A 26006-nucleotide genomic window follows, 5' to 3' on the forward strand; every position below is an offset into this window, starting at 1 on the left:
CGCCCCGTCCGGAACGCCGTGGCGTCACCCACGCTTGAATTCCTCCCAGGTCACCTTCTTCACCTTGGGGCCGTCGTCCTTGGCGTGGCTCGCCAGGCCGTTGAGCCCCTTGAAGTAGTCACCGGCCTGGGCCTGCGCCTCCGGCGACATGTCGGTGTCGCTGATCGCGATGCCGTGGATGTGCTCCACCCAGTCGCCCTGGCTCGGCGTGCGGTGCCACGCGGCGAACCCGACCTCGCGCAGCGCCTTCACCGCGGCGGTCTTGTTCGAGATGTTGTTCACCGAGATGTCGACGGCTCCGCCACCGTCGTGCGTACCACCCGAAGCGCCGACACCGCCGGCGTTGTACGAGCCCTGCGTGATGGTGAACTTGACCCCGGCCTTCTTTTCCGCGGCCGCGATCATGTCGGCGGTGCGCTTGTTGACCGTCTTGCCGTCCAGGCTGGTCTTCGAGCCGACGCTGATCGGCGCGGTCACGGTGTAGCGGCCCTTGCCCAGTTCGGTCAGCGAGCCCTTGCCCGGCAGACCGCTCGCGGCGAGGCCGCTGTGCCCCAGCGACTTCTGGTACTTCTGGTACGCGGTCACCGTCGACGTGCCGAAGTGCCCGTCCACCTGCTTCTTGTCGAGCAGGTTCTTCGCGGCCAGCGCCTGCTCGACCACCTTGACGCTCTCACCGGAGCCCGGCGTGATCGACTGGTCGGCCTTGTACGGATCCCACATGGCCGCCTTGACCACGGCCTCCATATTGACCGATGGTGCGGCCACCGCGGGCTGCGCCGCCGTCATCCCCAGCGTGGCCCCGGACAGAGCGGCGAACATCGCGGCGGTTGCCACCTTGCGCATGACTGCTCCTTCACTCGATGGCTGCTCCCCGTGAGCAGCTCGTGACCGACACTGGCCCGGACGCGGTGTCAGCCGGAACCGCCTGTACGGAACGTCTGACGTCAGAAACCGCAGGTTGACAGCGTTTGACAACGCCCGCGGCGGGCCGATCCCGCTGGTCAGCGCGGCGATCCGGACACTCTTCGCGATATAGTCACCAAGCCGCGAAGAGTGACGAAAAGTGTTGTCACGTTGGACACGATCGCGAGGGGGAGCGTGCCGGAACCGCGAACAGGAGAACGGGCGCCGGAGCTCGAAGCGTTCATGGACGAGCTGCGGAAGCTGCGGACGCGAGCCGGGGAGCCGTCCTTCCGGAAGATGGCGGCGAAGTCCGGCGCGGTGTCCCACGCAACCCTGCACCTCACCGTCACCGGCAAGCGGTTGCAGCCCTGGGAGACGGTCCGGGAGTTCGTCCGCGCCTGCGACGGTGACGAAGAGGAATGGCACGCCCGATGGCAGGGCGTCCAGCTCGTGCTCTCCGCCGACCGCGAACCGGATCCCGCGCCGCGGTCGCGGTCCAAACTCCTCCTGGTGGCGCTCGCCCTCGTCGCCGTCGTCGCGATCGCCGCCGTCGTGATCGTCCTGCTGCCGGACGCGCAGGAGCCGTCCGGGCCGCCCCACCCCGGCGACGCGAGCAAGTTCGTCGCCGACGTCACCATCCCCGACGACACCGTGGTCAAACCGGGCAGCCAGTTCGTGAAGGTGTGGGAGCTCAAGAACACCGGCACGGTCGAATGGCGGAAGCGGTATCTGCGCCGCACCGACCTCCCGGTCGCGCCCGGCGCCTGCCGCACCCCGGACCGGATCCCGGTCAACGACACCGCCCCGCAGGGGAACGTGCAGGTGACGGTCACCGTGAGCGCCCCGCCGACCGCGCCCGTCGATTGCAAGGTCTTCTGGAAGATGGTCGACGAAGAGAACCGGGAACTCTTCCCGGCCAGCAAACCGATCTATTTCTCGGTGCTCGTGCGCGCCTGAGCCGTTACGCGTGACCCGAGGCGGAACTCGCGTGATTGAAAGCGCAACTCACGTGATTGAAGGCGGAACTTGCGTGTCCGGACGGCGATCACGCGGGCGGACCGGTTCCCGGTGTGTTCGCCGCCCAATCACGCGAGTTCGCCGTTCAATCACGCGAGTTCCGCCTCTGATCACGCATGAGACGCGCCTGAGCCCGGGGAAAACACCTCGTTCGGCCGGAAAAGTGCGCTAGCCGCCGCTTTCCGGGCTCCCTACGCTGAATTCCGCGCACGAGAACCACAAACGGCCTCGGGAGACTCCAGTGAGAGCAACGAGAATCGTGTTCTGCGCCCTGTTCGCCCTCGGCGCCGCCTGCCTTTCCGCGCCGGCGTCGGCGACACAAAACGCGTTCACCCTGTCCAGCACCGCGTTCGCCGATGGCGGTCTCATGCCCAAGGTGCACGAGTGCACCAGCGGCGGCGGGAACGATCCGGCCAAGAAGAACGAGTCGCCGCCGCTGGCGTGGTCGGGTGCCCCCGCCGCGGCGAAGAGCTACGCGATCGTCATGCGCGACCTCGACAACGCCAACCTCATCCACTGGGTCATCTACGACATCCCGGCGGCCACGGCTTCGCTCCCCCAGAACGTCCAGCACGTCTACCGGCCGCCGGTGCCCGCCGGCTCCAGGCAGGTCTACTACCGCGGCAGCGCCAGCCTCTACGGCTACCAGGGCCCGTGCTCGCCCTCGACTGTGAACACCTACGAGTTCGTCGTGCACGCCCTCGACCGGGCTTCGCTCACCGGCCTGAACTCCGGTTCGTCGACCCAGGCCGCCGCCAGGGCGATCACCGCGGCTTCGATCGGTTCGGCGAGGATCACCGGCGAGTCGTAAGTCCCCTGGTCACCCGTGGCAAAATCGGCCCAATGCGGATCGGGATGCTGGGGCCCTTCGAGGTGCACACGGACGACGGCGGGCTCGCCGACGTGCCGGGGGCGCGGCTGCGCGGGCTGTTGATCGCCCTCGCGCTCGATCCGGGCCGGGTGGTCCCGAAAGCGTCGCTCGTCGACTGGATCTGGGGCGAGCAGCCGCCGGCCGACGCGACGAACGCCTTGCAGCGCTTGGTTTCCCGGCTGCGGAAGGTGCTTCCGGACGGCGTCGTCGAGGGACAGACCGACGGCTACCGCCTGAAGGTGGCGCCCGAAGACGTCGACGCCGTGCGGTTCGAGCGGCTCATCGAGCAGGCCCGCGGCGACGACGGGCCGAGGCGGCTGCGCGAGGCGCTCGACCTGTGGCGCGGGGCGGCCATGCAGGACGTCGGCCTGCAGGACAGCGGCGCGTTCGACGCCGCGGTCACCCGGCTCGAAGGGCTTCGCCTGACCGCGTTGGAGGACCGCTTCGACGCGGAACTCGACCTCGGCCACGGCGCGAACCTGGTCACCGAGCTGACCGATCTGGTGGCCGCGCACCCGCTGCGCGAGCGGCTCGTCGCCGCGCTTATGCGGGCCCTCGCGGCGACCGGCCGCGACACCGAAGCCCTGCTCGTGTACCAGCGCACGCGGGAAGCCCTGGCCGACGCCCTCGGCGTCGACCCGTCGCCGGAGCTGTCCGCGGTGCACGTCCAGCTGCTGCGCGGTGAGCTGGGACGGCGTGAGGAGAACCGCAAGACCAACGTGCGCGCCGAGCTGACCAGCTACGTCGGGAAGGACGACGACGTCGCCAAGGTCCGCGAGCTCGTCGCCGATCACCGGCTCACCACCCTGATCGGGCCCGGCGGTTCGGGAAAGACCCGGCTGGCCACGGAAGCCGCGCGCACCGTGCTCGGCGACCTGCCGGACGGCGCGTGGCTGGTGGAGCTCGCGGCCATCGGCCCGGACGACGACGTCGCCCAAGCGACGCTCGCGGCGCTGGGCCTGCGGGACGCGCTGCTCGGTGACTCTTCGAACGCCGAACCCGTCGAGCGGGTCGTCGCCGCGATCCGCGACCGGGAAGTCCTGCTGATCCTGGACAACTGCGAACACGTGATCGAGGCGGCCGCGGCCTTCGCCCACCGGGTGCTCGGGGAATGCCGCCGTCTCCGGATACTGGCGACGAGCCGGGAGCCGCTCGGCATCACCGGCGAGACGTTGTGGCACGTCGTGCCGCTGGCCGTCCCGGACCGGCACGCGAGCCCCGGCGAGATCGAATCCTCCCCCGCCGTCCGGTTGCTGCGGGACCGGGCGAGCGCGGTGCGCAAGGATTTCGTGGCCGACAAGACCACTCTGGCCACGATGGCGCACGTGTGCCGGATCCTGGACGGGATGCCGCTGGCGATCGAACTGGCCGCGGCCAGGCTGCGCACGATGTCGATCGAGCAGCTCGCGAACCGCCTCGACGACCGGTTCCGCCTGCTCACCGGCGGCAGCCGGACCGCGCTGCCCCGCCACCGGACGTTGCGCGCCATGGTCGACTGGAGCTGGGAGCTGCTGTCCGAAGCCGAGCGGACGGTGCTGTGCCGTCTCTCCGTGTTCTCGGGCGGGGCGAGCCTGGAAGCGGCCGAGCGTGTCTGCGTGAGCGAAGCCGTCGAGGAGTACGAAGTCCTCGAACTGCTCACCACGCTGACCGAGAAGTCGCTGCTGGTCTCCGCGGGCGACGAAGCGCCGCGTTACCGGATGCTCGGCACGATCAAGGAGTACGCCGCGCAACGGCTCGCCGAAGCGGACGGAACACTGCTGGCGCGCCACGCGCATCTCGCGTATTTCACCGATCTCGCCGAGGCCGCCGAGCCGATGCTCCGCCAGGCCGAGCAGCTGGAGTGGCTCGCCAAGCTCAACGCCGAGCACGACAACATCACCGCCGCGATGCGCGGCGCCCTCACGGCGGGCGAAGCACCGGAAGCGATGCGGCTCGCGGCGGCCTGTGGCTGGTACTGGTGGCTCAGCGGGCACCGCACGGAAGGCATGGAGCTGGTCAGCGCGGCCGTCAAAACGCCTGGTGAGGTGCCGGAAGAGATCGCGGCCGTCGTGTACGGGCTGGTCTCGCTCTTCGTGAGCTCCGGTTTCGCCGACGAACACACCGCGGCGAAGTGGATCCACGAGTCGTACCGGCTGGGCACGCGCACCGAGAAGAAGCATCCGCTGCTGGGCCTCGTCGTCCCGCTGGAACGCATGCTGGCCGGCGACGACGCGCTGTCCGCGTGGGAACCGGTGCTGTCGGACGAAAACCCTTGGGTCCGCGCGCTGGGCAGGCTGCACCTCGGCAAGATGCGGGCCTCGCTCGGCCATCCCGGCCGGGAGGCGGACGAGTACCTCGCGGGGGCGCTCGCCGAGTTCCGGGCCATCGGCGAACGGTTCGGGATCTCCTTCGCCCTGACCGAACTGGCGGACCGGATCGCCACGCGCGGCGAGTTCGCCACCGCGTGCGAGTACTACGAACAGGCGGTCACGGTGGTGACCGAGGTCGGCTCCGTCGAGGACCTGATCCGGCTGCGGTCGCGGCAGGCACAGCTGTTCTGGCTGATGGGCGACGAGGAAGCCAGCGCGGCGGCCGCCGCCGACGCGGAACGGCGCGCCGAGCGGGTCACCTGGCCGGGCGCGCTGGGGATGTTCGCCCTCTCGCAGGCGGAACTCCTCCACTGGCGTGGCGAAACCGAGGAAGCGGCGAAGCAGCTCGACTTCGCGACGACCGTGATGGGCGACGAAGCGGGATTGGGACACGTCCGCGCCGTCACCCACGACCTTCGCGGCTACTTCACCGACGACCTCGACCGATCCCGTGAGCACCGGGAATCGGCCTACCAGGCGGCGCGTGAAGTGCACTTCCAGCCCTTGATCGCCCACGTGCTCGTCGGGATCGCGGATCTGGCCCTGCGCCTGGACGATCCCGAGCAGGCCGCACGGCTGCTCGGGGCGGCGGACGAACTGCGCGGGCTGCCGGACCGGTCCCGTCCGGACGTCACCCGCATCGAGACCACAGTGCTGCGCCGCCTCGGCGAAGCGAAGTTCGCGGAGGCGGCGCGAGAAGGCGCTGTGGCGGACTGGAGACAGCTCGCCGAGGTCACGCTCGCTTCTTGAAGGTCGAGGACGCCCACAGGTATCCGGCGAGCGCGATCCCGGCACACCAGCCGAGGGCGGGGAGCACGTCGCCCGCGGCGGGTGCCCCGTCGAGAAGCCCGCGCAGCGTCTCGATGATCGGCGTGAACGGCTGGTACTCCGCGAATTCCCGGAGCCCCGGCCCCATCTTCTCGGCGGGCACGATCGCGCTGCTGAAGAACGGCAGCATGACCAGCGGCACCGAGGCCATCCCCGCGGTTTCCGGGGATTTCGCCGCCAGTCCCAGCGCGACCGTGAGCCAGGCCGCCGCGAAACCGAGCAGGACGACGATGCCGACCACGCCGAGCCAGTCGAGGAAACCGGCCGCCGGGGAGAAGCCGAGCAGGAAGGCCACCCCGGTGAGCGCCGCGATGGCGACCAGGTTGGTCAGCACACTGGCGACGACGTGCCCGGTCAGCACCGCGCCTCGGGAGACGTCCATGACCTTGAACCGGTTGATGATGCCCTTGGTCATGTCGGAGTTCACCGCGGTGGCGGTGGCCCCGAGGCCGTAGCAGACGGCCAGCAGCATCAATCCCGGTGTCGCGTAGTCGATGTAGTCGACGCCGACGCTGAACGCGTCCCCGAAGACGTAGACGAACATCAGCATCATCACGACCGGCATCAGGATCGCGTTGAACACCGAGGTCGGATTGCGGACGAGGTGCTTGAAGTTACGGCGCAACATCACCGTCGAGGGGGAGTTCACTTTGCTGCCTCCGTGTCGTGGCCGGTCAGGGCGAGGAAAACGTCATCGAGATCAGGGGTGTGGACGGAGAACTCTTCGGCGGCGATGGAGTACTCGTCGAGCCGGTCGAGCAGCGCGCGCAGGGATTTCGTCCCGGCGTCGCTGGGGATCCGCAGGGCGAGCTCCTCGTCGTCGCGGGCGGCTCCGGGGAAGATCCGCGCCGCCGCGTCGAGTTCGGCGACGGTGGTGAAGCGGAGCCGGACGTGCGTGCCGGGCATCCGGCGCTTGAGCTCGGCGGGCGTGCCCTGTGCGACCAGGCGGCCCTGGTCGAGGACCGCGATCCGGTCGGCGAGCTGGTCGGCTTCTTCGAGGTACTGGGTGGTGAGGAAGACGGTCACGCCGCCGGCCACCAGCTCGCGGATGATCGACCACATCGTGCGGCGGCTGCGCGGGTCCAGGCCCGTGGTGGGCTCGTCGAGGAAGATGATCCGCGGATCGCCGACGAGGGTCATCGCCAGATCCAGCTTCCGCCGCATGCCGCCGGAGTAGGTCGACGCCGGCTTGCGCGCCGATTCCACCAGGTCGAAGCGTTCCAGCAGCTCGGACACGACGTTCTTGCCCGCGGTGCCGCGGCTCAGGTCCACCATCAGCTGGAGGTTCTCCTGGCCGGTCAGCAGTTCGTCGACCGCCGCGAACTGGCCGGTGACGCCGATCGCCGCGCGCACCGCCTTCGCCTCGGTCACGAGGTCGTGGCCCGCGACCTTCGCGGTCCCGCCGTCGGCCTTCATCAGGGTGGTCAGCAGGTTCACCGTCGTGGTCTTCCCCGCCCCGTTCGGGCCGAGCAGCGAGAAGATGGTGCCCGCCTGGACTTCGAGGTCTATACCGTCGAGCACGACCTTGTCGCCGAAGGTCTTGCGCAGTCCGGAGACCGCGATCGCTGTGTCGTTCATGGGCACCACTCTGGGCGGCCGCGCTGACACGGCTCCGCCACGCCGCTGACACGGGCGGTGTCAGCGCCGTGTCAGCCGGATGTCAGGCCCCGCGGGGAAAGTGGCCGTCACAACCACCACGAAAGGCGAAGCGATGACTCAGACGGTTCCCGTCCCGCAGGGCCTCCCGATGGAGCGCGACGCGGGGCCCTTCGACCCGCCCCGCGAGATCACCCGGCTGCGCGAGGCCCGCCCGGTGAGTCCCATGCTCTTCCCCGACGGTCACGAGGGCTGGCTCGTCACCGGCTACGACGAGGTGCGGCAGATGATGGCCGACACCCGCTTCAGCTCGCGCCAGGACATCGGCATCCTGCACATGCCGTACGAGACGCCGGGGATCCCCGTCCAGACCGAACCGTCCCCGCCGACGCCGGGCATGTTCGTCGCCATGGATCCGCCGGACCACGGCCGGCTGCGGAAGCGGCTCACCGGCGCCTTCACCGTGAAGCGGATGAAGCAGCTCGAAGAACACATCGTCGAGGTCACCGAACGGCAGCTGGACGCGATGGCGAACCTGACTCCGCCGATCGACCTGGTCAAGGAGTTCGCGCTGCCGGTGCCGTCGCTGGTGATCTGCGAACTGCTCGGCGTCCCCTACGAGGACCGGGAGAGCTTCCAGGCCGACTCCGCGCAGCTCATGGTCAGGGACCAGACGCTGGAGGAGAAGATGGCCGCTTTCATCGGGATGAACACGTTCCTCACCGAACTGGTCACCCGCAAACGCGAGACGCCCGAGGACGACATCCTGTCCGACCTCGGGCGCCACGAAGACCTCACCATCGAGGAGCTGGCGGGCGCCGCGTTCCTGTTGCTGTTCGCGGGCCACGAGACCACCGCGAACATGCTGGCGCTGGGCACCTTCGCGCTCCTGGAGCACCCGGAGCAACTGGCCGAACTGCGCGCCGACGCGGCGCTGCTCCCCGGCGCCGTCGAAGAGCTGCTTCGCTACCTGTCCGTCGCCGACATCTTCTTCCGCTACGCCACGGAGGACTTGGAGCTCGGCGGCGAAACCATCCCCGCGGGGTCGACAGTCATCATCTCGCTGCTGGCCGCCAACCGTGATCCGCGGCGGTTCGAAAACCCCGACGCCTTGGACCTGCACCGCAACGCCCGCGGTCTGCTGTCGTTCGGGCACGGCATCCACCAGTGCCTCGGCCAGCAGCTGGCGCGGATCGAGATGCGCGCGGGTTTCGAGGGGCTGCTGCGCCGGTTTCCGACGCTCGCGCTCGCCGTTCCGGCCGAGGAGGTCAGGCTCAAGACCGACATGAACATCTACGGCGTGCACGAGCTTCCGGTCACTTGGACGAAATAGGTGCCGGCACCGCGGCCCTCCCCTGCCTGGCGGGGAGGGCCGCTCTCGTGGTCAATTCTTGAGCCACTCCAGCAATTCGACTTTTCCGTGCCCCTTCGCGCCGGTCTTGCGGATCGACGCGTCGACCGAACCCGCGACGACGTAGGAAGCTCCGGCCCCACCGCCGCCTCCGGCCGAGTCGTTGGTGCCCGATTTGCCACCCCCGCCTCCGCCGCCGCCCTTCACCGCGTATCCCGCGCCGCCGCCACCGCCGCCACCGGCCGTCGACGCTCCCGGCGCTCCCTGGCCGTTGTCACCCTTGCCGGTTTTCGCGGTTCCCCCGGTTCCACCGTCGCCGCCGACGCCGAGCGTTCCGCGTTCGCCTTTGCCGCCGTTGTGCGGCTTCGCGTCACCCGCGCCGCCGTCGCCACCGCCGGCCACCAGCGAGCCGCCGCCGGCCCCGCCTCCGCCGCCCGCCACGATCAAGGGCACGGAGCCACGGCAGACCGCACTGGAGCCACCTCCGCCACCGCCGTTGCGACCCGAGTCGGTTTCCCCGGAACCGCCTCTTCCGCCGATGGTGAATCCGAAACCACCGGATCTACCGGCCTGTTTCCCGACATGGACTATCAGTATCTCGCCGCCTTTGACCGGCACCGTCGCCTCGACTTCGGCCCCGTGACCGGGACCGCCGGAATCCGCGTTTCCGTGTCCTCCTTGCCCGCCTCGCAGTTTGAACCGGCCACGCTTCGCGTCGTCGGGAACCGGGAGTTTTTGTCCTTCTTCTCCTTCAACGGCTTCGAAGCTGCGGCTGGTCACGGTCTCGGTCATGATTCCTCCTGGATTTCCGCCGGACTCCCAGTCTGGAATGCGCGATTCACTGGCCGATAGTGCACGATCGGGCACGAAAAGACTTCGCTGCGTTCGCGATCGCGTCCTTTTCGTACCAGCGTGGAGCAGCGCGGCTATACCTTCGGGTAATTACCGGGCTGCGCAAGGAAATCCGCCTCCCCCTTCAGTTCTTGGGGCGGGCGAGGGTCTGGCTGAGCGTCAACGCGATGAGCGCGACGGCGAATCCGGTGAGCTGCCAGCCGGTGAGGGTCTGGCCGAGCACCAGGAATCCCGCCGCGGTGGCGACCAGGGGGTTGGTCAGCGTCAGCAGGGAGACCGACGCCGGGGCGAGCCGGTCGATGCCGCGGAACCACAGCGGATAGGCCAGCGCGGTGGTGACGATGCCGATGTAGCCGTAGCCGATGACGTTCGCCATCGTCAGCGAGCCCGGGAGGCCTTCGAACAGCAGCGTCGCCGGGGCGAGGACGATGCCGCCGAGGGTCAGCTGCCAGCCGGTCATCGCCAGCGGATGCCCGGGGCGGCCCCATTTCTTGGTCAGGATCAGGGAAACGGCCATCAGCCCGACGGCGACGAGCATGGCGGCCAGTCCGAGCGGGTCGAGCCGGGCTTCCGACGTGAGGGTCAGCAGCGCGACCCCACCGGCGCCGGCGGTCGCCGCGAGCAGGATCGGCGCCGGGGTCCGGACGCGGAGCATCGGGAGCGCGAGCAGCGCCACCAGCAGGGGTTGCAGGGCGCCGAGGGTCGCGGCGACCCCGCCGGGAAGGCGGTACGCGGCGAAGAAGATCAACGGCAGGAAGGCGCCGAAGTTGAGCATCCCGAGCACCGTCGTCTTCCACCACCACGACCCGTGCGGGAGCCGCCGGGTCAGTGCCAGCAGGAGCAGCCCGGCCGGGAGCGCCCGCAGCGCGGCGGCCAGCAACGGCCGGTCCGGGGGCAGCAGGGTCGCGGTGACGACGTAGACGGTCCCCCAGCTGGCCGGGGCCAGCGCGGCCAGCCCGGCGTCACGCAACGTCGGTTTCGCGGCCGCCGGTTCCGCCGGGACGACGGGCCGCTCGGCGATGATCGCCATGATGTCTCCTCACTGATAATCTCAACGTTGAGATAACACCAGCGACTTCTGTCAATGTCAAGTCTCTTAATGTTGAGACGATTGGAGGGCGTCATGGCCGACGCGGTGGACGCGGTGATCGCGCTTTGGCGGCACGAGCGGCCGGACCTCGAAGACAAGCTCTGGCCCGCCGAGGTGGTCGGTCGCGTTCAGCGGCTTTCCCGGATCCTCGACCGGAAGCTCAAGGAGTTCAACGCCAAGCACGACCTGGAGTCGTGGGAGTTCGACGTGCTCACCACGCTCCGCCGCTCCGGGGAAGCCGACGGCCTGACACCCGGCGCGCTGCTCAAGGCCGCGATGGTCACCTCCGGGGCGATCACGAACCGCATCGACCGCATGGAGGCGAAAGGCCTGGTCGAGCGGGTGCGCGACAGCGACGACCGCCGTTCGGTCAAGATCCGGCTGACCGGCAAGGGACGCCAGGTCGTGGACGAGGTCTTCGTGCTCCACCTGGAGAACGAAGCCGACCTTCTGCCCGATCTGAAACCGGCGCAGTGGGCCGAACTGATCGGCGGTCTGCGGCTGCTGCTCGAACACTTCGGAGACACGTCACTGGAGTGACCCCGGGCGCGTCACGTCCAGCCGAGCGGGGTGACCTCCGCCGCCGACGTCCACGGTCCGCGTCCGCCCGCCTCGGTGAGGGCGCGGAACCGCACATACCGCGCCCTGGCCGGCCAGAACCGCAGGGTCTTCCGGGCGGCGTCGTCCGCGAAGGTACCCGCGGCGACGGGACTCCCCCAGGCCGAGCCGTCCGCACTCAAATGGACTTCGTAGCCACCGACGCGCCCGTGGTCGGAACCGTCCTGACGCGGCAAGTAGGTCAAACCCGTCACGGTGCGGGCGGCACCCAGATCGAGTTGCAGTTCGTGCGGCAGCGGGTCTTCCCCACCGGACCACTTGGTGTGCCAGTGAGTGGCGGGGTTCCCGTCGACGGCGTTCGCGGCGGCGCCGTTCTCCCCCACGGCCTCCTGACTGTCGGCCGAGCGGACGGTGACGGTGAGCGGCCCGGAGCCCATGACCGGGTCGCTGATGGTCTCGGCGCCCGTCTCGACATGGCCCGCGAAGCGGCGAAGGAAGCCATCCGGCCCCTGAACGGTCAGGTCGTACCAGCCGCCCATGCCGCCTTCGGTGCTGAACCAGTCCTCGACCGTCGCGCCCTGGGCGACCGTGTACGTCCACGGTCCACCGCCCCGGTTCCCCGTCCGCACGGTCAGTTCACAGGCGGCGCCCGCGTTGGTCATCTTCAGGTACACGACGCCGGAACCCGGCCGCAGCACGACTTCCGGATTCGGCTTGCCGCCGGTGGTCGCGGTGATCCGGTTTCCGGCGAACCGGCGCAGGAAACCGTTGGGGCCGTGCGCGGTGAGGTCGTACGCACCGTTCGGGGAACCGGCCTGCCAGTAATCGGCAAGCGTCGCGTTCCCGCCGACGGTGTAGCGCCACGGCCCGTCGGTCCGGTGCGCGTTGGCGTACACGGAGAAGTGAGCGCCCGCTGTTCCGGTATTGGCGAAGTCGATCCAAAACCGTTCGGCCGTCACCCGCCCTGAAGCCGCCAGCCGGTAGGGCAACGGGCGCGCGGTGCGTACCCCGGTCTCCGCGACGGGAAGCTTCTGCACGGACGGCGGCTGCGGCTGGGTGTTCCACGGCCCGCTCGTCGGCACCGGTTTGGTCAGCACCGGATAGCTCGCGCTCGGCGACGTCGTGTCCAGCGCCGAAGTCAGGTCACCGCAGACGGTGCGCCGCCACGGCGAGATGTTCGGCTCGGCGACGCCGCTCCACTGTTCGAGGAAGCGCAGCACGGAAGTGTGGTCGAAGACCTCCGAACACACCTTCCCGCCGCGGCTCCACGGCGAGATCACGAACATCGGCACCCGTATGCCCAGCCCGATCGGCTCACCGGAGACGAATTCGTCGGTCGTGGCGACGGAACTCTTGCCCGCGTCGTCGGAGGCCGGCGGCGCGGGCGGCGGCATGTGGTCGAAGAAACCGCCGTCCTCGTCGTAGGTCAGCAGGAACAACGTCTTGTTCCACACCTCGGGTTCGGACGCGATCGTGTCGAGGATCGACTTCACCAGATCGGCCCCGGTGTTCGGGCCCCACGCGGGATGTTCGGTCTGGGATTCCGGCGCGACGATCCACGACACCGACGGCAGCCTGCCCGCGTCGACATCGCCCTTGAAAGCACTCAGCAATTGTTTCGGCGCGACCCGGGCGAGTCCGCGGTCGTACAACGCGCGTTCGGACGCGGTCAGTGTCGCCACACCGGCCGCCAGTCCGTCGAGCAGCCGGGCGCGCTCGGCAGCCGAAGCCGAATCGAGGGCGTAGTAGAAGTACTCCAGCTTCGGAAAGGCTTTGCCCGCCGAGTCCTTCACCTTCGACAGTGCCTTGGTTCCGACGGCGAGGAAGCTGCTGAAATAGTCCAGCGAGTTGTCGCCGTAATTGTCCCATTCCTGATAAACGCGCCAACTGCGGCCGGCGGCCTGGAGCCGCTCGGCGTAGGTCTTCCACGTGTAGCCGGTGTGGCCGGGGTTCTGCCAGGCGTCGTTGCCGATCGCCCGGGTCGTGCCGTCCGGCTCGTAGCCGAGTTTGCCGGTGAACAGGTAGAGCCGATTCGGGTTGGTGGGCCCCATTTCCGAGCAGTGGTAGGCATCGCAGAGGGTGAACGCGTCGGCCAGTTCGTGGTAGAACCGCAGTGCCGAACGGGTGTGATAGGTCAGCGACCGGACGCCCTTGGCCGCACGCCACGCGTCGTGACGCCCCTTGTTCCACGCCCGGTGCCCGCCGGACCAGCTGTGGTCGACGTCGGCCATGAACTGATCGTCGATCGCGTACGGGAGCAGAGTGCCCGTGCCGTCGGGTTGCTGGAAGACCGACGCCCCCGACGGTAGTTTGATCGCGGCTGGATCGTTGAAACCCCGTACGCCGCGCAAGGTCCCGAGATAGTGGTCGAACGACCGGTTCTCCTGCATGAACACCACGACATGCTCGATGACGTCGAGCCCGCCCGTCGGCGCCTCGGCGGCGAGCGCCTGCCGGACGCTCGCCGGAAGCAAGGTGAACGCGGAAGCCGCACCAGCGGCCTTCAGCAGGGTACGACGGCGCACGGAGCCCTCCAGGAATTGCGTTGAACCCGTTCGATCGTGTTCGAAACTGCACCTTTGCTCGGACTATCGAGCAGATAGAAACATAGGTGCCTGATCGGTTCAAGGGTTCGGCCCAGGGGCTGCATGATCGGAGCAAGATGACGCGACTTTCGGAGGGTCGCGACCCTCGTGAGTGGTGGGGACGGTTGGAGCCAACCGTGTCCTAGTACCTTCTGATCGAAAGTCCGTGAACACAGGCGTGACTCGCGTGATCGGGCACGTAACTCGCGTGACTGAAGGCGGAACTCGAGTGTTCCGCCCCTGATCACGCGAGTTCCGCCTTCAATCACGCGAGTGCGGCGCCAGGCACTCACGAGGGGAACCGCGGTGGGGGCCGCCCCCCTTGAGCGTCCCCCACCGCGGTCATCCGGCCGGAAACCGGCCGGACGTCATCTCCTGTCGTCGTCCGGACGCCCGGACAAGGCCGCCAGGGAAAGCACCACGACGACCGGCCAGATCACCGCCACGAGCGCGGCGCCGCCGAAGGTGATCGCCGTGACCGAGACCGCCGTCGCGATCAGCCCACCGACGGATGACACGTAACAAAGGCCCAGCGGGCCCAGGAACAGTGCCCACAGCAACGCGGCCTTCGCCGATTTGGCGGGTGGACGGGGAACCGGATACCGCCCGGGGCCGACGACCTCGTGGTCGTCGCCCTGATACCACCCGCCGGACATCAGCGGCGGGTGCGGCGCGAAGAACGCCGGTCTTCGGCCGAACGCCTTGGGCGTCCGCGGGTTCTGCCCGACCGGCACGTTGCGGTGATCCTTCGGCCGTCCCATGACACTTTCCGCACTGCGCATGACACCCTCCCCCGTCGCCGGCCCGAGGCCTGGTGAAGTCACCCCGTGCCTGGCACAATTACCGGTCGCGGTTCGAAACTTCCGGGTCGTTCTGCCCACTGACCATGCTGACGAGTCGGGGGAGTGGCTGATGCGTCATATGGAACACAGCACCGATCCGGTTCCCGGGGAACCGGAGGGCCACGATGACCGGTTCCCCCGCGGCTGAAAACGGGAGTCTCGGCACCTGGCGGCGGCTGACCCCGGCCGAACAGTCCGCCCTCCGGCGCGCCGGCCACCTGAAAGTGTGGCGCCCCGGCCAGATCCTCGCCCTCCAGGGCAGTCCGCCCACCAGCATGTTCGTCGTCCTGCACGGCTGGGTGAAGATCAGCGCCACCAACTACCGCGGCGAGGACGCCCCGCTCGCCGCCCGTGGTCCCGCGGAAATCGTCGGCGAACTGGCCCCGATCAGCGGACTCCCCCGTTCCGCCACGATGTCGGCGATCGACGAGGTGCACACCCTCGTCGTGCCGAGGGACAAATTCCTCGGTGTATTACGCGACCAGCCGCGTATCGCCGAGGAAATCTTCCGAACCGCGGCGATCCGGCTGCAGCAATCCGACCGGCTGCGTCTCGAATCCGGCGGTCCGGATTTCCCGCAACGCCTCGCCGCCGTTCTCCTGGAACTCGCGTTGCAGCACGCTGTCGACTGGACAGCCGGGAAACAGATCGATCTCCGCTTCAACCAAGGAGAATTGGCGGGCTTCGCGCGCGTCTCGCGCAGCACCCTGATCCGTGGCCTCGACGAACTCCGGCGACTGGGCGTGGTGCGCACCGCCCGTCAGCGCGTCACCATCACCAGCCCTCGCGCACTACGGGAATTGGCGGCCGGACGGCCTCCACCGGCCGCCGAGGCCTGATCCGGCGCGAAATCTCGGCTATCCTGAGCGAGGTTCAACTCTCGCAACCGTTTCACGGGTGGAGGGAATCGGCACGATGAGTTCTTTCTCGGCAGACACGGAACCGGACATCGAATCGGCGTTGCTCGATCTCGACGCGGTCTCCTTCACCGCGTTACGGGAGCTGGACGGCGAAGCCTTCCGCCATTCGGCTCACCATGTCGTCGAACGCACCACCCTTGTCCGCGCACGCTACAGAAGCGGCACCGGGAACAACGGTGAGCGGATCGACTGATGCCGCCATCGGCCGGGTCGCGTCCCGCGTTCCACCGGTTGTCTTGGCGGGACTTCGATGCGCTCGCGCGTCTCGACGGCGACGAGGACATGGCACGACGGCTGCGACGAGCCGAACGAAGCCGTCGCAAACTACTGATCCACGCCTTGCTGACCGAAGCCGCGAAGACACCGGATCATTCAGGCCCGTTACCGCCGCTGGATTCCGCTTGGGAACTCCTCGCCCGTGCCGAGGCACGAGCACCCCGTTCGGTGAACAGGATGCTCACCAATCCGTATACCGGAAGCTGGGCGGGCTATACGATTCGCCTGCTCCGCAACGGAATCGACGGCGTTGGTCCTTTGTGGATGCACCTGGGGCACGCGCACGCGATCGCGGCGACCGCGGCGATCCGGGCGGAGCTCGACTTCGAGACCGTCATCCCGGCGTGGCACGGCAACGCCATGCTCCCTTCCCTCGGGATGGCTCGATTTCCGGACACCGAAACGTTTTCTTCGGTCGTCGTGCGTGGCGTGAACGGCCGGTACTCCGTGTCGAACGCCGGCACGACGGTTCACCTGCCGGACGCACCCGACGTCGACGCCCCGGGTTGGTGGGGAATCCGACGGGTACGGAGTCACGTCGGCGCTCACCGGTTCTCGTTGTGGCTCGACGACCTCGATCCCTACCGTGGACTTTACGAACCGATCCCGCCGGAACGGCTACCAGGAAAAGACCTGGCGAATTGGCAGCGGCTGATCGATGAAGCCTGCCGCCTGGTCGCCACCCATCTGCCCGGTTTGGCCCGCATCATGCCGGTGGGATTGGCGTCCTTGGTTCCGAAACCTCAGGTGCTCTTCCGCAATCCGAGCGCGTCGACCGGGGAGGCGTTCGGCAGCGCGGTCGTCGGACTGCCCACCGACGGAGCGTCGCTCGCCGAAACCCTGATCCACGAATTCCAGCACATCGTGCTCGGCGGTCTGCTGCATCTCGTCGAGTTGTACGAGCCGGACCCTCGAGAGCGGATCTATGTGGCCTGGCGAGACGATCCACGTCCCCTGAGCGGCGCTCTTCAAGGGGTCTACGCCTTCTTCGGCGTCACCGCCTTCTGGCGTGCCTTGGCCAGGGACGGGACGAGTCCCCTGCGCTCCGGCTTCGAATTCGCCTACTGGCGTGAGCAAACGTGGCACACCCTGCAAGTGCTGCGCGTGGACTCGACGCTGACCGACGCCGGCCGACGGTTTCTCGACGGCGTCGCCGAACGCCTCGGGCCGTGGCAGAGCGAGCCGGTCTCGGCGGAGGCGAGTGAGCTTGCCACCGCCGCCCGCCGCGATCACCGCGCGGGTTGGCGAGCCCGGCACCTGCGTCCGGACCCGTCCGTGGTCGCCGAACTCGCGGCGGCGTGGCTCAGCGGAAGATCGAGGCCTCCCGCGAGTCTCGACGCGACAAGCCTTCCTCCGACGCCGATACCGGACGGAGCCTGGTCCCCGGCCAGGACGGACCTCATCCGGCTCGCGCTCGGCGGCGCGGGGCGACCGCTGACGGTACCCGGCGCCACCGCGGCCGACATCGCCTACACCGCCGGCGATCACCTCGAAGCCGTCGAGGGCTACCGGCGGGAGCTCGCCGCGGATCCGGACCGGCCGAGCTCCTTGGTCGGGCTGGGCCTCGCGCTCTCCGCCCGAGGCCTCCACCCTGCCGCCCGCGCCCTGCTGCACTGTCCCGAACTGGTCCGCGCGGTGCACCGGTCCTTACGATCCGGCACGCGGCCGCCGACCGTGGAGGAACTCGCCTCCTGGATCGGGCAGCTCGTGCCGGCTTGACTCACATCAGGATCGGGTCGATGTCGCAGTTGGCCCGGGCACCGCGACCGGCGGCCTGCGTTCCCGGGTGGGCCTCGCCCAAGATCCGGCGGTACCGCGCCAGGATCGGGTCGCGGAACGGTGCGGCCTCTTCCGTCCGACCCAGCGCGGCCAGATCCAAGCCGAGGTTGAACGACGCCGCCAGGACCGTGGGGTGATCCTCGCCGAGCACCTGTGTGCCACGTTCGATCGCGTCTCGTCCCAGCTCGACCACGCGGTCGAGCTCAGCCACCGCGGCCAGGTCACTCGCCAGGTTGATCGCGGCGGTGATGGCATAGGGATGGTCCGGGCCGATGGTGGCGCGGAACTGCTCGAGGGCACGCTCGTCGAGGACGCGGGCGGCCGTGGGGTCGCCCATCAGGCGCAACGTCACCGCCAGGTTGACGTTGGCCGCGAGCGTGTGCGGATGATATTCGCCGAGACCGCCGCGGTACCGCTCGAAGGTGCCCTCACCGAGCTTCTTCGCCGCGGCCAGATCACCCGAGTGGCGAAGATCGATCGAATGCGCGAGTGCCGTGGCCATCGTCGTGCCATGGTCGTCGCCATAAGCGAGCCGGAACCTCTTGAGGGCCTCCGTGGACAAGCTGAGCGCCCCGGGGTGGTCGCCGTCCTTCCGCCTGGTCACCGAAAGCAGGAACGAGTTGACGGTCGCGTCCAGCTGTTCCCCGCCGAAGCGGGCGACGAAATTCTCCGTCAGCCTCTCCTGCTGAATCCGGGCCTGGCCGTATTCGCCCGCTTCGCGCAGATCGACGATCACCGAACTGTTGACGCTGAAGGTGCGAACGTGATCGCGGCCGAGAACCTCGATCCGCCGCCGTAGGGTGTCCTGATCCAGTTCCAATGCCTCCCGGTAGGCACCGGCCAACCGCAGGCTGATCGCGTGTTGATACGCGGCGTAGAGCGTCTCCGGGTCGTCTTCACCGAACATCCGCTTGGCCTTGTGATAGATCTCTTCGCTCAGTTTGGTCGCCGCGGCGAAATCACCCTGCGCCCGGAGATCGATCGTGATGTTCCGCTGAAGCGCGAAGGTCTCCTCGTTCTCTTCACTGGAGATCTGCAAACGCAGGGCGAGAGTGCGCTGGTTGAGTTCCGCGGCTTCGGAGTACCGGCCGATCGCCCACAGGTAGAGCCCGAGCCTCGACGAGACTTCGAGGGTCTGCGGATGTGTGGGGCCGAGGACGTCGGTGAACCGCTTGCGCGCTTCGAGGCCGAGCCGTGCCGCTTCTTCGTGATCGCCGTACTCGAAGAGGTAACGCATCAGGTTGATGTAGAGCTGACGCGGCCAGTCGTTGTCGCAGTCCAGGACGTTCGCCGCGTAGGCGTGCGGCAGCAGTTCGCGATAGCGCGACCAGTGCCTGCTGGACTCGGGGTCGTTGGGGTCCAGCGCGGCGAGCAGCTGGTGGGCACCGTGCTGCATGCGCGCGTGCACCTGCCGGGCCATGACCCGGTTGCGCAGCACCAGCTGCACCAGCCGGTGCAGCTGAAGGGTGTTGTTCCCGTGGTCGATCTTGGCGAGGCCATAACGGTTGATGTCACGGATGGCGCGCGCCAGCTTGATCGGGTCACGGAGCGCGGCGTCGAGCTCGGGCGAGATCGACACCCGGTTGACCCCGGTCAGCAGGTCACGCGAGATCGGTTCCGGGGAGAAGAAGGCGCAGATGTGCAGGATCTGGTGCGCCGCCGGGTTGCGGGTCTTCAGTTCCTCGAACGAAACGTTCCACGCGGCGGCGACGGATACCTCGTTGTCGGGCGCCGAAGCGGTGTCGAGGATTTCCTCGACCGACTCGTCGAACAGGCGCAGATATTCCTGCACCGGCATCCCGGTCACCGCGCGCCAGGCCGCCGCCTGCTCCACGGCCAAGGGCAGGTCGCCGAGCTTCTCGGCGAGCTGGTCGGCGTCGGCAGGGTCGATCTCCGGACCGCGGCGGCCGAGCAGCTCGACGCTTTCCTCTCTCTTGAACACCGCGAGTTCCAGCGGGCGCGCGATACCCGCCCAGTCGGAGTTCCGCGAGGTGATCAGGATTTCGCCGGGACCGTTGCGCGGGAAGAACGGCAGCACGGTCTCCGGGCTTTCCGCGGCGTCGAAGACCAGGAGCCAGCGGCGGAAGGGGCGCCCGGTCCGGAGTGCCTCGATGACCGCGGGGACCGCGACACTGGCTTCGGACGCGCCGTGCAGGCCGAGGATTCCGGCGAGTTCGGTGAGACCGGCGCGGATCTGGGTGGTGTGCGCGGCGTCGATCCACCAGACGAGGTCGTAATCCTGGAGATGCCGGTAGATGTACTCGGCGGCCATCTGCGTCTTGCCGATACCACCGAGACCGTGCAGCGCCGAAGGAAGCACGGCGGTGGTACCACTGCTCAACCGCTTCGTGAGCTGGTCGAGCAATTCGTCGCGACCGGTGAAGTTGGGGTTCCTCGGGGGGACGTTGCCGAAGACGAGCGGCGGGTCGTCGGGCTGGCGGGTGGGGAAGCTCCGGGAGGTTTCCGACGCCGAGGGATGCACGATCCGGGTGGTCGGCTCGTTCGCTTCGGGCTCAGTGAGATAAGGCGAGCGTCCCTGTGTCACAGGCGTCGAGGCAGGTGGACGTTCGGCCGTCTCAGGCATCATCGAGCTCTCAGTCTTTGATTCAGATAGGTGTTTTTGGAGGACTTGGCTTGCCGCCGCGTTCCGCAGCCGGTCCGCCCGGGACAGGTACGGCCCGGAAAGGGCTCTCATGAGCGCGGTTTCCAGCTCCACATCGGCCGGGGACTCGCGGGTGAGGTCTGGGTCCGGTGTGTTGTTCGGGTCGGCGATGGCGTCTCGGAGGTGTTTGATCAGCCCAATCCGGTCCCCGAAATGGGTGGCGGCCACTCGGACGACCTTGGCCGTTTCCGACCGCCGCGCGCCGCTGAGCAGCAGTTCCCGGACTGCCTCGGGAAAAGCGAAGACCCCGTCTGTGTCCCAAGTGGACTCGCCCTCCCTGAGTGCGGGAGCGTACATCATCCCCGAAAGCAAAAGTTCGAGGAGGTGTTCCGGGCCCGCTTCCGGAACGAATTCCTGTCCCACCAGCTTCGCCACATCGAGACGGACCGGTACCGCCGCGAGCAACTGCGCCAAGCGTAGCGCCGGCGGCGACGCAACACTGCGGAATCGTTGCACTCTTTCGGCGGGTGACAAAGTTACCGGCGGGTCATCGAAATCGGACTCGGAAATCCGCTCCGAGGCGAGGACAACGGTCCCTTCCACGGCTTCGTCGTTTTCGCCGGTCATCAGTCCGGCCCACCAGCCCAGCGACCTCGGCCGCAGTTCGAGGACCGGCACCGGGACGAGGTGGTCCGGCACTTTCGAGCCTGGTTCGAGCCAAGCGTCCGCGAGGTCGCATTTCCAGCGGCCGTTGGGCGCCACCGCGTTCGGCACTCTCAACCGCGCCTTGTGCGGACTCATACCGCACCGGCCCCACAGCCATTGCGGGAGCAGGTGCACGATGCTCACCGGCATCTTCCTGCCCCACCGCGCCAGCATCGGATAGAGGGCGTCCTTCTTCTGCCAGGCGTCACCCACACCGTCGGTCAGCAGCAACACCACACGCCGCCCCGACGAATCCACGATCTCGTCCGGATCCCGGGCGGGCGCGCCGGGCGTGCCACCACGAAGAACGAGATCCTCTTCGGTGTCCTTGGCGGTTTCCAACAGCCGGACCTGAATGGTGCGGAAAGCACCCACCTGTCCGAGCAATTCGACGAACGCGGACACCCTGGGGCGCCACAAGGCCATCGACGGACCGTTGTCGAGGACGAGCGTCAGGTCCAGCCAGCGCTCTTTTCTCGATCGGGTGACCGGCCACCACCGTCCGGTCTCCGCGACCCGGACGGCGGTCGCCACTTCGTCCAGGACCACATTGTTGTGTCGCCGCGAAGCCATCTCCCGTTTCAGGATTCTCAGCGCACGGAAGTACTCCAGCGATTCGAGGAGTACCGCTCCCCCGGGCCCGTCGCCGTCCACCGCGGGTTCCGGCAGCTCACCGGGAACGGCCTCGATCGCGACGACCTGACCGTCGGCGGCCTCCTCCGGTGGGACGTCGACGAGCCGGGACGGCTCCGGTTCGGGAAGTTCCGGAATTTCCCCGCGTTCGGAAGGCGCGTTGCGGATCCGCACGTCTTCGTGCGTCCGTTCGGGCTCCTCGGGTGGCGCCGATGCACCGCCGGCACGCCGTGGGGAGATGGCCGCGGCCAGCCACACGATGTCGGCGACGTCGGTCCAGTTCAGGTCCTCGAAGCCGAACCGCTCCGCCACCGGGGCGGAACGCGAGTCGGACACACCGCCCGGCCCCTCCATGTCACCGCACCGTCAGTCGTTGCCACAGAGCGTCCACCAGCCGCGGCCATGCCTCCTGATCCGGCTGGTACGCGCCCGACGTCGCGAGATAGACGGCGTCGAGCAGCCTGTCGGTGGGGAGCCCGCCTTCCGCCTTGCTCCGTTCGGCGAATTCCCGGATGAGCCTGTCCCGGTGTTCTCCGTTTTCACCGACCAGATGACCGGCCACGATCGCGGCGAGCTGCTCCTCGTCCGGGTTCTCGATCCGCAACTGCAGGCAGCGGCGCAGGAACGCGGGCGGGAATTCCCGCTCCCCGTTGCTGGTCATGATGACGATCGGGAAGGCGTGGCAGGCGATCCGGCCGTCGCGGACCACGGCGGTGCGCTGCGGGTCGGCGGTGTGCACGGTGACTTCGGGATGCCGGTTGCGCACGCGCGTCAATTCCTCGATGGAGAATTCGCCGTCCTCGAAGATCGAAAGCAGATCGTTGGGCAGATCCGCCTCGGATTTGTCGAGTTCGTCGATCAGCAGGACGCGCGGCAGCCTGCTGGGAAGGAAGGCGGTGCCCAGCGGGCCCAGCCGGACGAAATCACCGATCGGGGGTTCTTCGGCCTCGCCGCCGCGCTGGGCCTGGCTGGTCGCGGCCGCCTGGACCCGGCCGATCGCGTCGTAGCCGTACAGCCCGGAACTCAGCGCGGTATGACTGGTGATCGCCCAGCGCAGCACCCTGCCCAGCCCCAGTTCCCTGGCGATCCGGTACGCGAGGCTCGATTTCCCCGTTCCCGGGTTTCCCGTGACCAGCAACGGACGCCGCAAGTACAGGGCGGCGTTGACCATGTTCAGCTCGCCCGCGTCGGCGTTCTGCTCCGAAAGCGTGAACGCGGTGCCGAGACGACGTTCCACCTCGCCGTCGTCCGGCGGCGGTACGTCGTTCTCCGGTGGCGGGTCACCGCGATAAGACCGCCACGGTGGCGGGGCGGGCAGAAGCTGCGCGAGGTCGATGTCGTGAATCGGCATACCGGTGCCCCGGTAGATCCACCAATCGGGTGCGTCGAGCCGAGGAGTCCGGCCGTCCACGGCCGCGTCCTGATCGTTCCCGCTCATCCGCGGCATCCCCTTACAGTCGAGTCGGGATCAACGGCTGGTCCAGAACGATCACGCGTTTGGGGTCGTCCCACATTACCACCAGATCGTGAGCCAGAGAATTCTTGAACGGTACCGCCATACCGGAATTCGCCAGTTTGCGGCGATCCGGAAGTTCGTTGAAACCGCTCTCCGCGGCCAATACCCAGTCGAGCAACTCGCGCAGGGTCTCCGGCTCCGCGTCCGGATGCCACAGCACGACCGGCAGCCCACTGCGGAGCGCGCTCGTCAGTTCGTCCGGCGCACCGTCCGGTTTCGCTTGGGGCGACGGCGGTTTCGCCAATACCAGACCGACCCAATGTTCGTCGCTCAGTATTGCGTCGATCGGGTGATCCTCGACCTCGGGGCGACCGGAATAGTGCAACCGGTCGGCGGCGGGGTCCTTCACCATCGAATCCCAGCGAACGTGCCATGCGCGATGCCAATGCCTCGCCCGCATCCTCTCCAAAGACCGTATTCCGAGACGGTACCCGTAGCGCAACGGCTGAGGCTGACCGGTGTCGTGTTCCTTCGCCCATCGCTGCACCGGCAAATTGATCAACGTCCTCGGCAGGAGGAATTCCACCGACGCGGACATGCTCTGGCCGGACCAGACACCCTCGGTCTCCAGGATGACGTCATCGACCCTGAGCTCGACCTCGTCGATTCCGATTTCGCGCACACCGCCGAGCGACGGCGGCCAGACCTCCGGATCGTCCTGCCGCCAAAAGGCGAGCGTGCACCGCGTCGGATCCGCGGAAACCGGTTCGAGCATGATCAGCAAATGCAGGTGCGGGCGATCCGGAATGGGCGGCCTGGTCAGCCGCTGATTCCCCAGCGCCGGGGCGAGCCGCAGCGACCTGGCCTGGTTCGCCAGCCAGCCCTCGATCATCGGATTCGGCTTGCCGCCGGCGTTTTCGGCCAGCAGCCCGAGAAAGGTCAACGCGGGCGGGATCCCGTCCGGTCCCGCGTTGAAGTCGGTGAGCAGCTGGAAGATCTCCCAGGCGTCGGTGACGCCGTCCAACCGGGGCGCCGGGACCGCGGGCCCGAGCGCACGGCTCACCATGACCGCCGGATTGGGGATTCGCATTCCGGTCAGATGACGGCACAGGCCCACCAGATCCTTGCGGGGGATCAACTCCAGAACGGGACCCGCCAGGTCGGCAGGGAGGAGATCCTCGGCGCGCACCACCGCCGAATCCGCGATGACTTCCCCGTGCAGCCGTAAATAAGCCATTCCGGTGAACGTCTTCACCGAAACAGGTAGCGGAGTGTACAACTCGGGCAACAAGCCCGGGTCCTTCTCGATGACGTCCGCGAAAAAACGCTCCGAAGAGATGAAAGCGATCATCCGACCGGATTCGGCGAAGGACTCCTTCACCGGTTGCGCGTCGAGAATGCGGAAAGCGATATCGACCGCGTCCCCGACCCAGCCGTTGCCGTCGCCGATCACCTCGCCGGAGTTGAGGCTCACCCGCAGCCGCATCTGGGCCTGCGGGGTCCGCGTGTGGTTGTACCGGCGGAGGGCGACCCCGAGGCGATCCGGGAGCAGGTCCGCGACCAGGCTTTTGGTCGTTCCGGGCGGAAGCAGGATCAAGACGCCGTCGCCGCGGTCCTCGTGCGCGCAGGAATCGAAGTCGATACCGCTTTCCGCGAACGCGATCTTCAAGACCTCGTACATGCCCTGGTGCACGGCGAGCCGGTCGAGACGGTTGCGGTCCGGCGCGGTGAACCCCACGACGTCCACCACGACGATCGTGCGATCGAGAGCCCGCGTCGGTCGCGCCACTGGCCCCCTCCCAAGGTCCATGGCGCCGACCCACCGGCGCCGACCGCCACATTATCGCGTCGATGGGCCCGGAGTTGAGTGTCAATTGACAAATAGGGTGCGGTGGATCGGTGTTAACGCTCGTGAGTGGTGAGGACTGTTCCAACCGTCCTCACCACTCACGAAGGCGGTCAGACTCCGGCGATCTGCTGGATCCAGCTCCGGTAGCGGGTGATGTTGGTGTACGCGGTGTTGTTCGACCGGTCGCTCGTCGAGGCGACGCCGACCTGGCGGCCACCGGAGAACATCGGGCCGCCCGAGTCACCGCCGGCGGTGATGCCGTCGACGCGGTTCGCGCAGACCGCGACCCCGCCGTTGTAGTCGCTGCAGCTGACCGAGTTGACCCGGACGGTGGCGACCTTCAGGTAGCGGGACTGGCAGTTGATCTCCGAGCCGCACTGGCTCGTCGCACCCCAGCCGTACACCTGGACGTTCTGCCCGACCGCGACATTGCTCGTGGTGCCGAGCGGCGAGTAGGTGGCGTTGACCGAACTGGTCAGCCGCACGATGGCGAGGTCCGCGCCCGAGTGACGGGTGATGCTCGCCGCGGTGGCCATGGTGCCGCCGCTCTGCTGGTCGAGGCTGCCGATGCGGAACGTGTAGCTGCCGCTGCCGGCGACACAGTGCTTGGCGGTGAGGATGTACTGCGGCGCGATGATCGTGGCGGTGCAGTTCTGCTGGCCGTTCACGAACAGCCTGGCCGCCCAGGGAGCGTTCTGCGCGTACTGACCACCGATGATCATCGGCTGCACGCCCGAGGGCTCGGCGGCGGTCGCGGCGGGGGCGGTCGAGCCGAGCAGCGCCATGAACGCGGTGCCGGCGACCAGGACAAGAGAGCGCAGTCGCATGTTCCGACTCATTTCTGCGGCGGGGATCCGGCCGCTTCAGTGGGGACGAACGCGCTGATTCTGTGTCGTGCCAAGGGAAGCCGGAAACCGACGAAAGTTCGCGTGGGCTACCTATTTA

The 26006-nt window shown here is 68.2% G+C and carries 19 protein-coding genes; 8 read left to right on the plus strand and 11 right to left on the minus strand.

Features of this window, described 5'->3' with window-relative positions; genetic code table 11:
- Window positions 1-24: 24 nt before the first annotated feature.
- Window positions 25-843, minus strand: a complete 819-nt coding sequence (locus DMC61_RS18235) for a peptidoglycan-binding protein (RefSeq protein ID WP_125690281.1) — start codon at window positions 841-843, stop codon at window positions 25-27.
- A 255-nt stretch (window positions 844-1098) separates the two neighbouring features.
- Between DMC61_RS18235 and DMC61_RS18240 the strand changes: the two genes are divergently transcribed.
- From DMC61_RS18240 to DMC61_RS18250, 3 genes are all read left to right on the plus strand, one after another.
- Window positions 1099-1860 (plus strand): NBR1-Ig-like domain-containing protein, encoded by a 762-nt coding sequence (locus DMC61_RS18240; RefSeq protein WP_125690282.1) that lies wholly within the window; start codon window positions 1099-1101, stop codon window positions 1858-1860.
- A gap of 319 nt (window positions 1861-2179) precedes the next feature.
- Window positions 2180-2731, plus strand: a complete 552-nt coding sequence (locus DMC61_RS18245) for a YbhB/YbcL family Raf kinase inhibitor-like protein (protein WP_125690478.1) — start codon at window positions 2180-2182, stop codon at window positions 2729-2731.
- 32 nt (window positions 2732-2763) lie between these two features.
- A complete protein-coding gene (locus DMC61_RS18250) occupies window positions 2764-5889 on the plus strand; it encodes a BTAD domain-containing putative transcriptional regulator (protein WP_125690283.1) in 3126 nt (1041 codons plus the stop codon).
- Here the strand turns inward: DMC61_RS18250 and DMC61_RS18255 are convergent.
- Complete coding sequence (locus DMC61_RS18255; protein ID WP_125690284.1) at window positions 5873-6616, minus strand: ABC transporter permease; 744 nt, start codon at window positions 6614-6616, stop codon at window positions 5873-5875. The genes DMC61_RS18250 and DMC61_RS18255 overlap by 17 nt on opposite strands.
- Entirely contained in the window at window positions 6613-7545 is a 933-nt protein-coding gene (locus tag DMC61_RS18260; protein WP_125690285.1) for an ATP-binding cassette domain-containing protein, read from the minus strand. Before DMC61_RS18260 ends, DMC61_RS18255 begins: the two co-directional genes overlap by 4 nt.
- A 133-nt stretch (window positions 7546-7678) precedes the next feature.
- Here DMC61_RS18260 and DMC61_RS18265 point away from each other — a divergent pair, with 133 nt between their 5' ends.
- Window positions 7679-8896: a cytochrome P450 gene (locus DMC61_RS18265; protein ID WP_125690286.1), complete on the plus strand. Its 1218-nt coding sequence runs from the start codon at window positions 7679-7681 to the stop codon at window positions 8894-8896.
- A 51-nt stretch (window positions 8897-8947) separates the two neighbouring features.
- On the opposite strand, the gene DMC61_RS41670 is transcribed toward DMC61_RS18265, so the two are convergent.
- Both DMC61_RS41670 and DMC61_RS18275 read right to left on the minus strand, forming a co-directional pair.
- Window positions 8948-9367, minus strand: coding sequence for a hypothetical protein (locus DMC61_RS41670; RefSeq protein ID WP_233594865.1), 420 nt, complete (start codon window positions 9365-9367; stop codon window positions 8948-8950).
- 523 nt (window positions 9368-9890) lie between these two features.
- Window positions 9891-10796, minus strand: coding sequence for an EamA family transporter (locus DMC61_RS18275; RefSeq protein ID WP_125690288.1), 906 nt, complete (start codon window positions 10794-10796; stop codon window positions 9891-9893).
- Window positions 10797-10889: 93 nt separating this feature from the next.
- On the opposite strand from DMC61_RS18275, the gene DMC61_RS18280 reads away from it, so the two are divergent.
- Window positions 10890-11396, plus strand: a complete 507-nt coding sequence (locus DMC61_RS18280) for a MarR family winged helix-turn-helix transcriptional regulator (protein WP_125690289.1) — start codon at window positions 10890-10892, stop codon at window positions 11394-11396.
- An 11-nt stretch (window positions 11397-11407) separates the two neighbouring features.
- On the opposite strand, the gene DMC61_RS18285 is transcribed toward DMC61_RS18280, so the two are convergent.
- A complete protein-coding gene (locus DMC61_RS18285; protein ID WP_125690290.1) occupies window positions 11408-13939 on the minus strand; it encodes a phosphocholine-specific phospholipase C in 2532 nt (843 codons plus the stop codon).
- Between the two features lie 428 nt (window positions 13940-14367).
- The gene (locus DMC61_RS18290) at window positions 14368-14781 is read right to left on the minus strand and encodes a hypothetical protein (protein WP_125690291.1); all 414 of its coding nucleotides are present in this window, start codon (window positions 14779-14781) and stop codon (window positions 14368-14370) included.
- 185 nt (window positions 14782-14966) lie between these two features.
- Here DMC61_RS18290 and DMC61_RS18295 point away from each other — a divergent pair, with 185 nt between their 5' ends.
- The 3 genes from DMC61_RS18295 to DMC61_RS18305 are packed head-to-tail and all read left to right on the plus strand — an operon-like array spanning window position 14967 to window position 17756.
- Window positions 14967-15680 (plus strand): Crp/Fnr family transcriptional regulator, encoded by a 714-nt coding sequence (locus DMC61_RS18295; protein WP_016331829.1) that lies wholly within the window; start codon window positions 14967-14969, stop codon window positions 15678-15680.
- 58 nt (window positions 15681-15738) lie between these two features.
- On the plus strand, window positions 15739-15954 hold the full coding sequence (locus tag DMC61_RS18300) for a hypothetical protein (RefSeq protein ID WP_125690292.1): 216 nt from the start codon (window positions 15739-15741) through the stop codon (window positions 15952-15954).
- Window positions 15954-17756, plus strand: a complete 1803-nt coding sequence (locus tag DMC61_RS18305) for an HEXXH motif domain-containing protein (protein ID WP_125690293.1) — start codon at window positions 15954-15956, stop codon at window positions 17754-17756. Before DMC61_RS18300 ends, DMC61_RS18305 begins: the two co-directional genes overlap by 1 nt.
- 1 nt (window position 17757) lies before the next feature.
- Here DMC61_RS18305 and fxsT read toward each other — a convergent pair whose 3' ends face one another.
- From fxsT to DMC61_RS18325, 4 genes are all read right to left on the minus strand, one after another.
- Window positions 17758-22110 (minus strand): FxSxx-COOH system tetratricopeptide repeat protein, encoded by a 4353-nt coding sequence (gene fxsT / locus DMC61_RS18310; RefSeq protein ID WP_125690294.1) that lies wholly within the window; start codon window positions 22108-22110, stop codon window positions 17758-17760.
- Between the two features lies 1 nt (window position 22111).
- On the minus strand, window positions 22112-23194 hold the full coding sequence (locus tag DMC61_RS18315) for a MoxR family ATPase (RefSeq protein WP_125690295.1): 1083 nt from the start codon (window positions 23192-23194) through the stop codon (window positions 22112-22114).
- Between the two features lie 13 nt (window positions 23195-23207).
- Window positions 23208-25001, minus strand: coding sequence for a hypothetical protein (locus tag DMC61_RS18320; RefSeq protein ID WP_125690296.1), 1794 nt, complete (start codon window positions 24999-25001; stop codon window positions 23208-23210).
- A gap of 170 nt (window positions 25002-25171) precedes the next feature.
- Window positions 25172-25888: a trypsin-like serine protease gene (locus DMC61_RS18325; protein WP_125690297.1), complete on the minus strand. Its 717-nt coding sequence runs from the start codon at window positions 25886-25888 to the stop codon at window positions 25172-25174.
- Between the last annotated feature and the right edge of the window lie 118 nt (window positions 25889-26006).

The sequence above is a fragment of the Amycolatopsis sp. WAC 04169 genome (genome assembly GCF_003947535.1).
GTDB classification, from domain to species: domain Bacteria; phylum Actinomycetota; class Actinomycetes; order Mycobacteriales; family Pseudonocardiaceae; genus Amycolatopsis; species Amycolatopsis keratiniphila.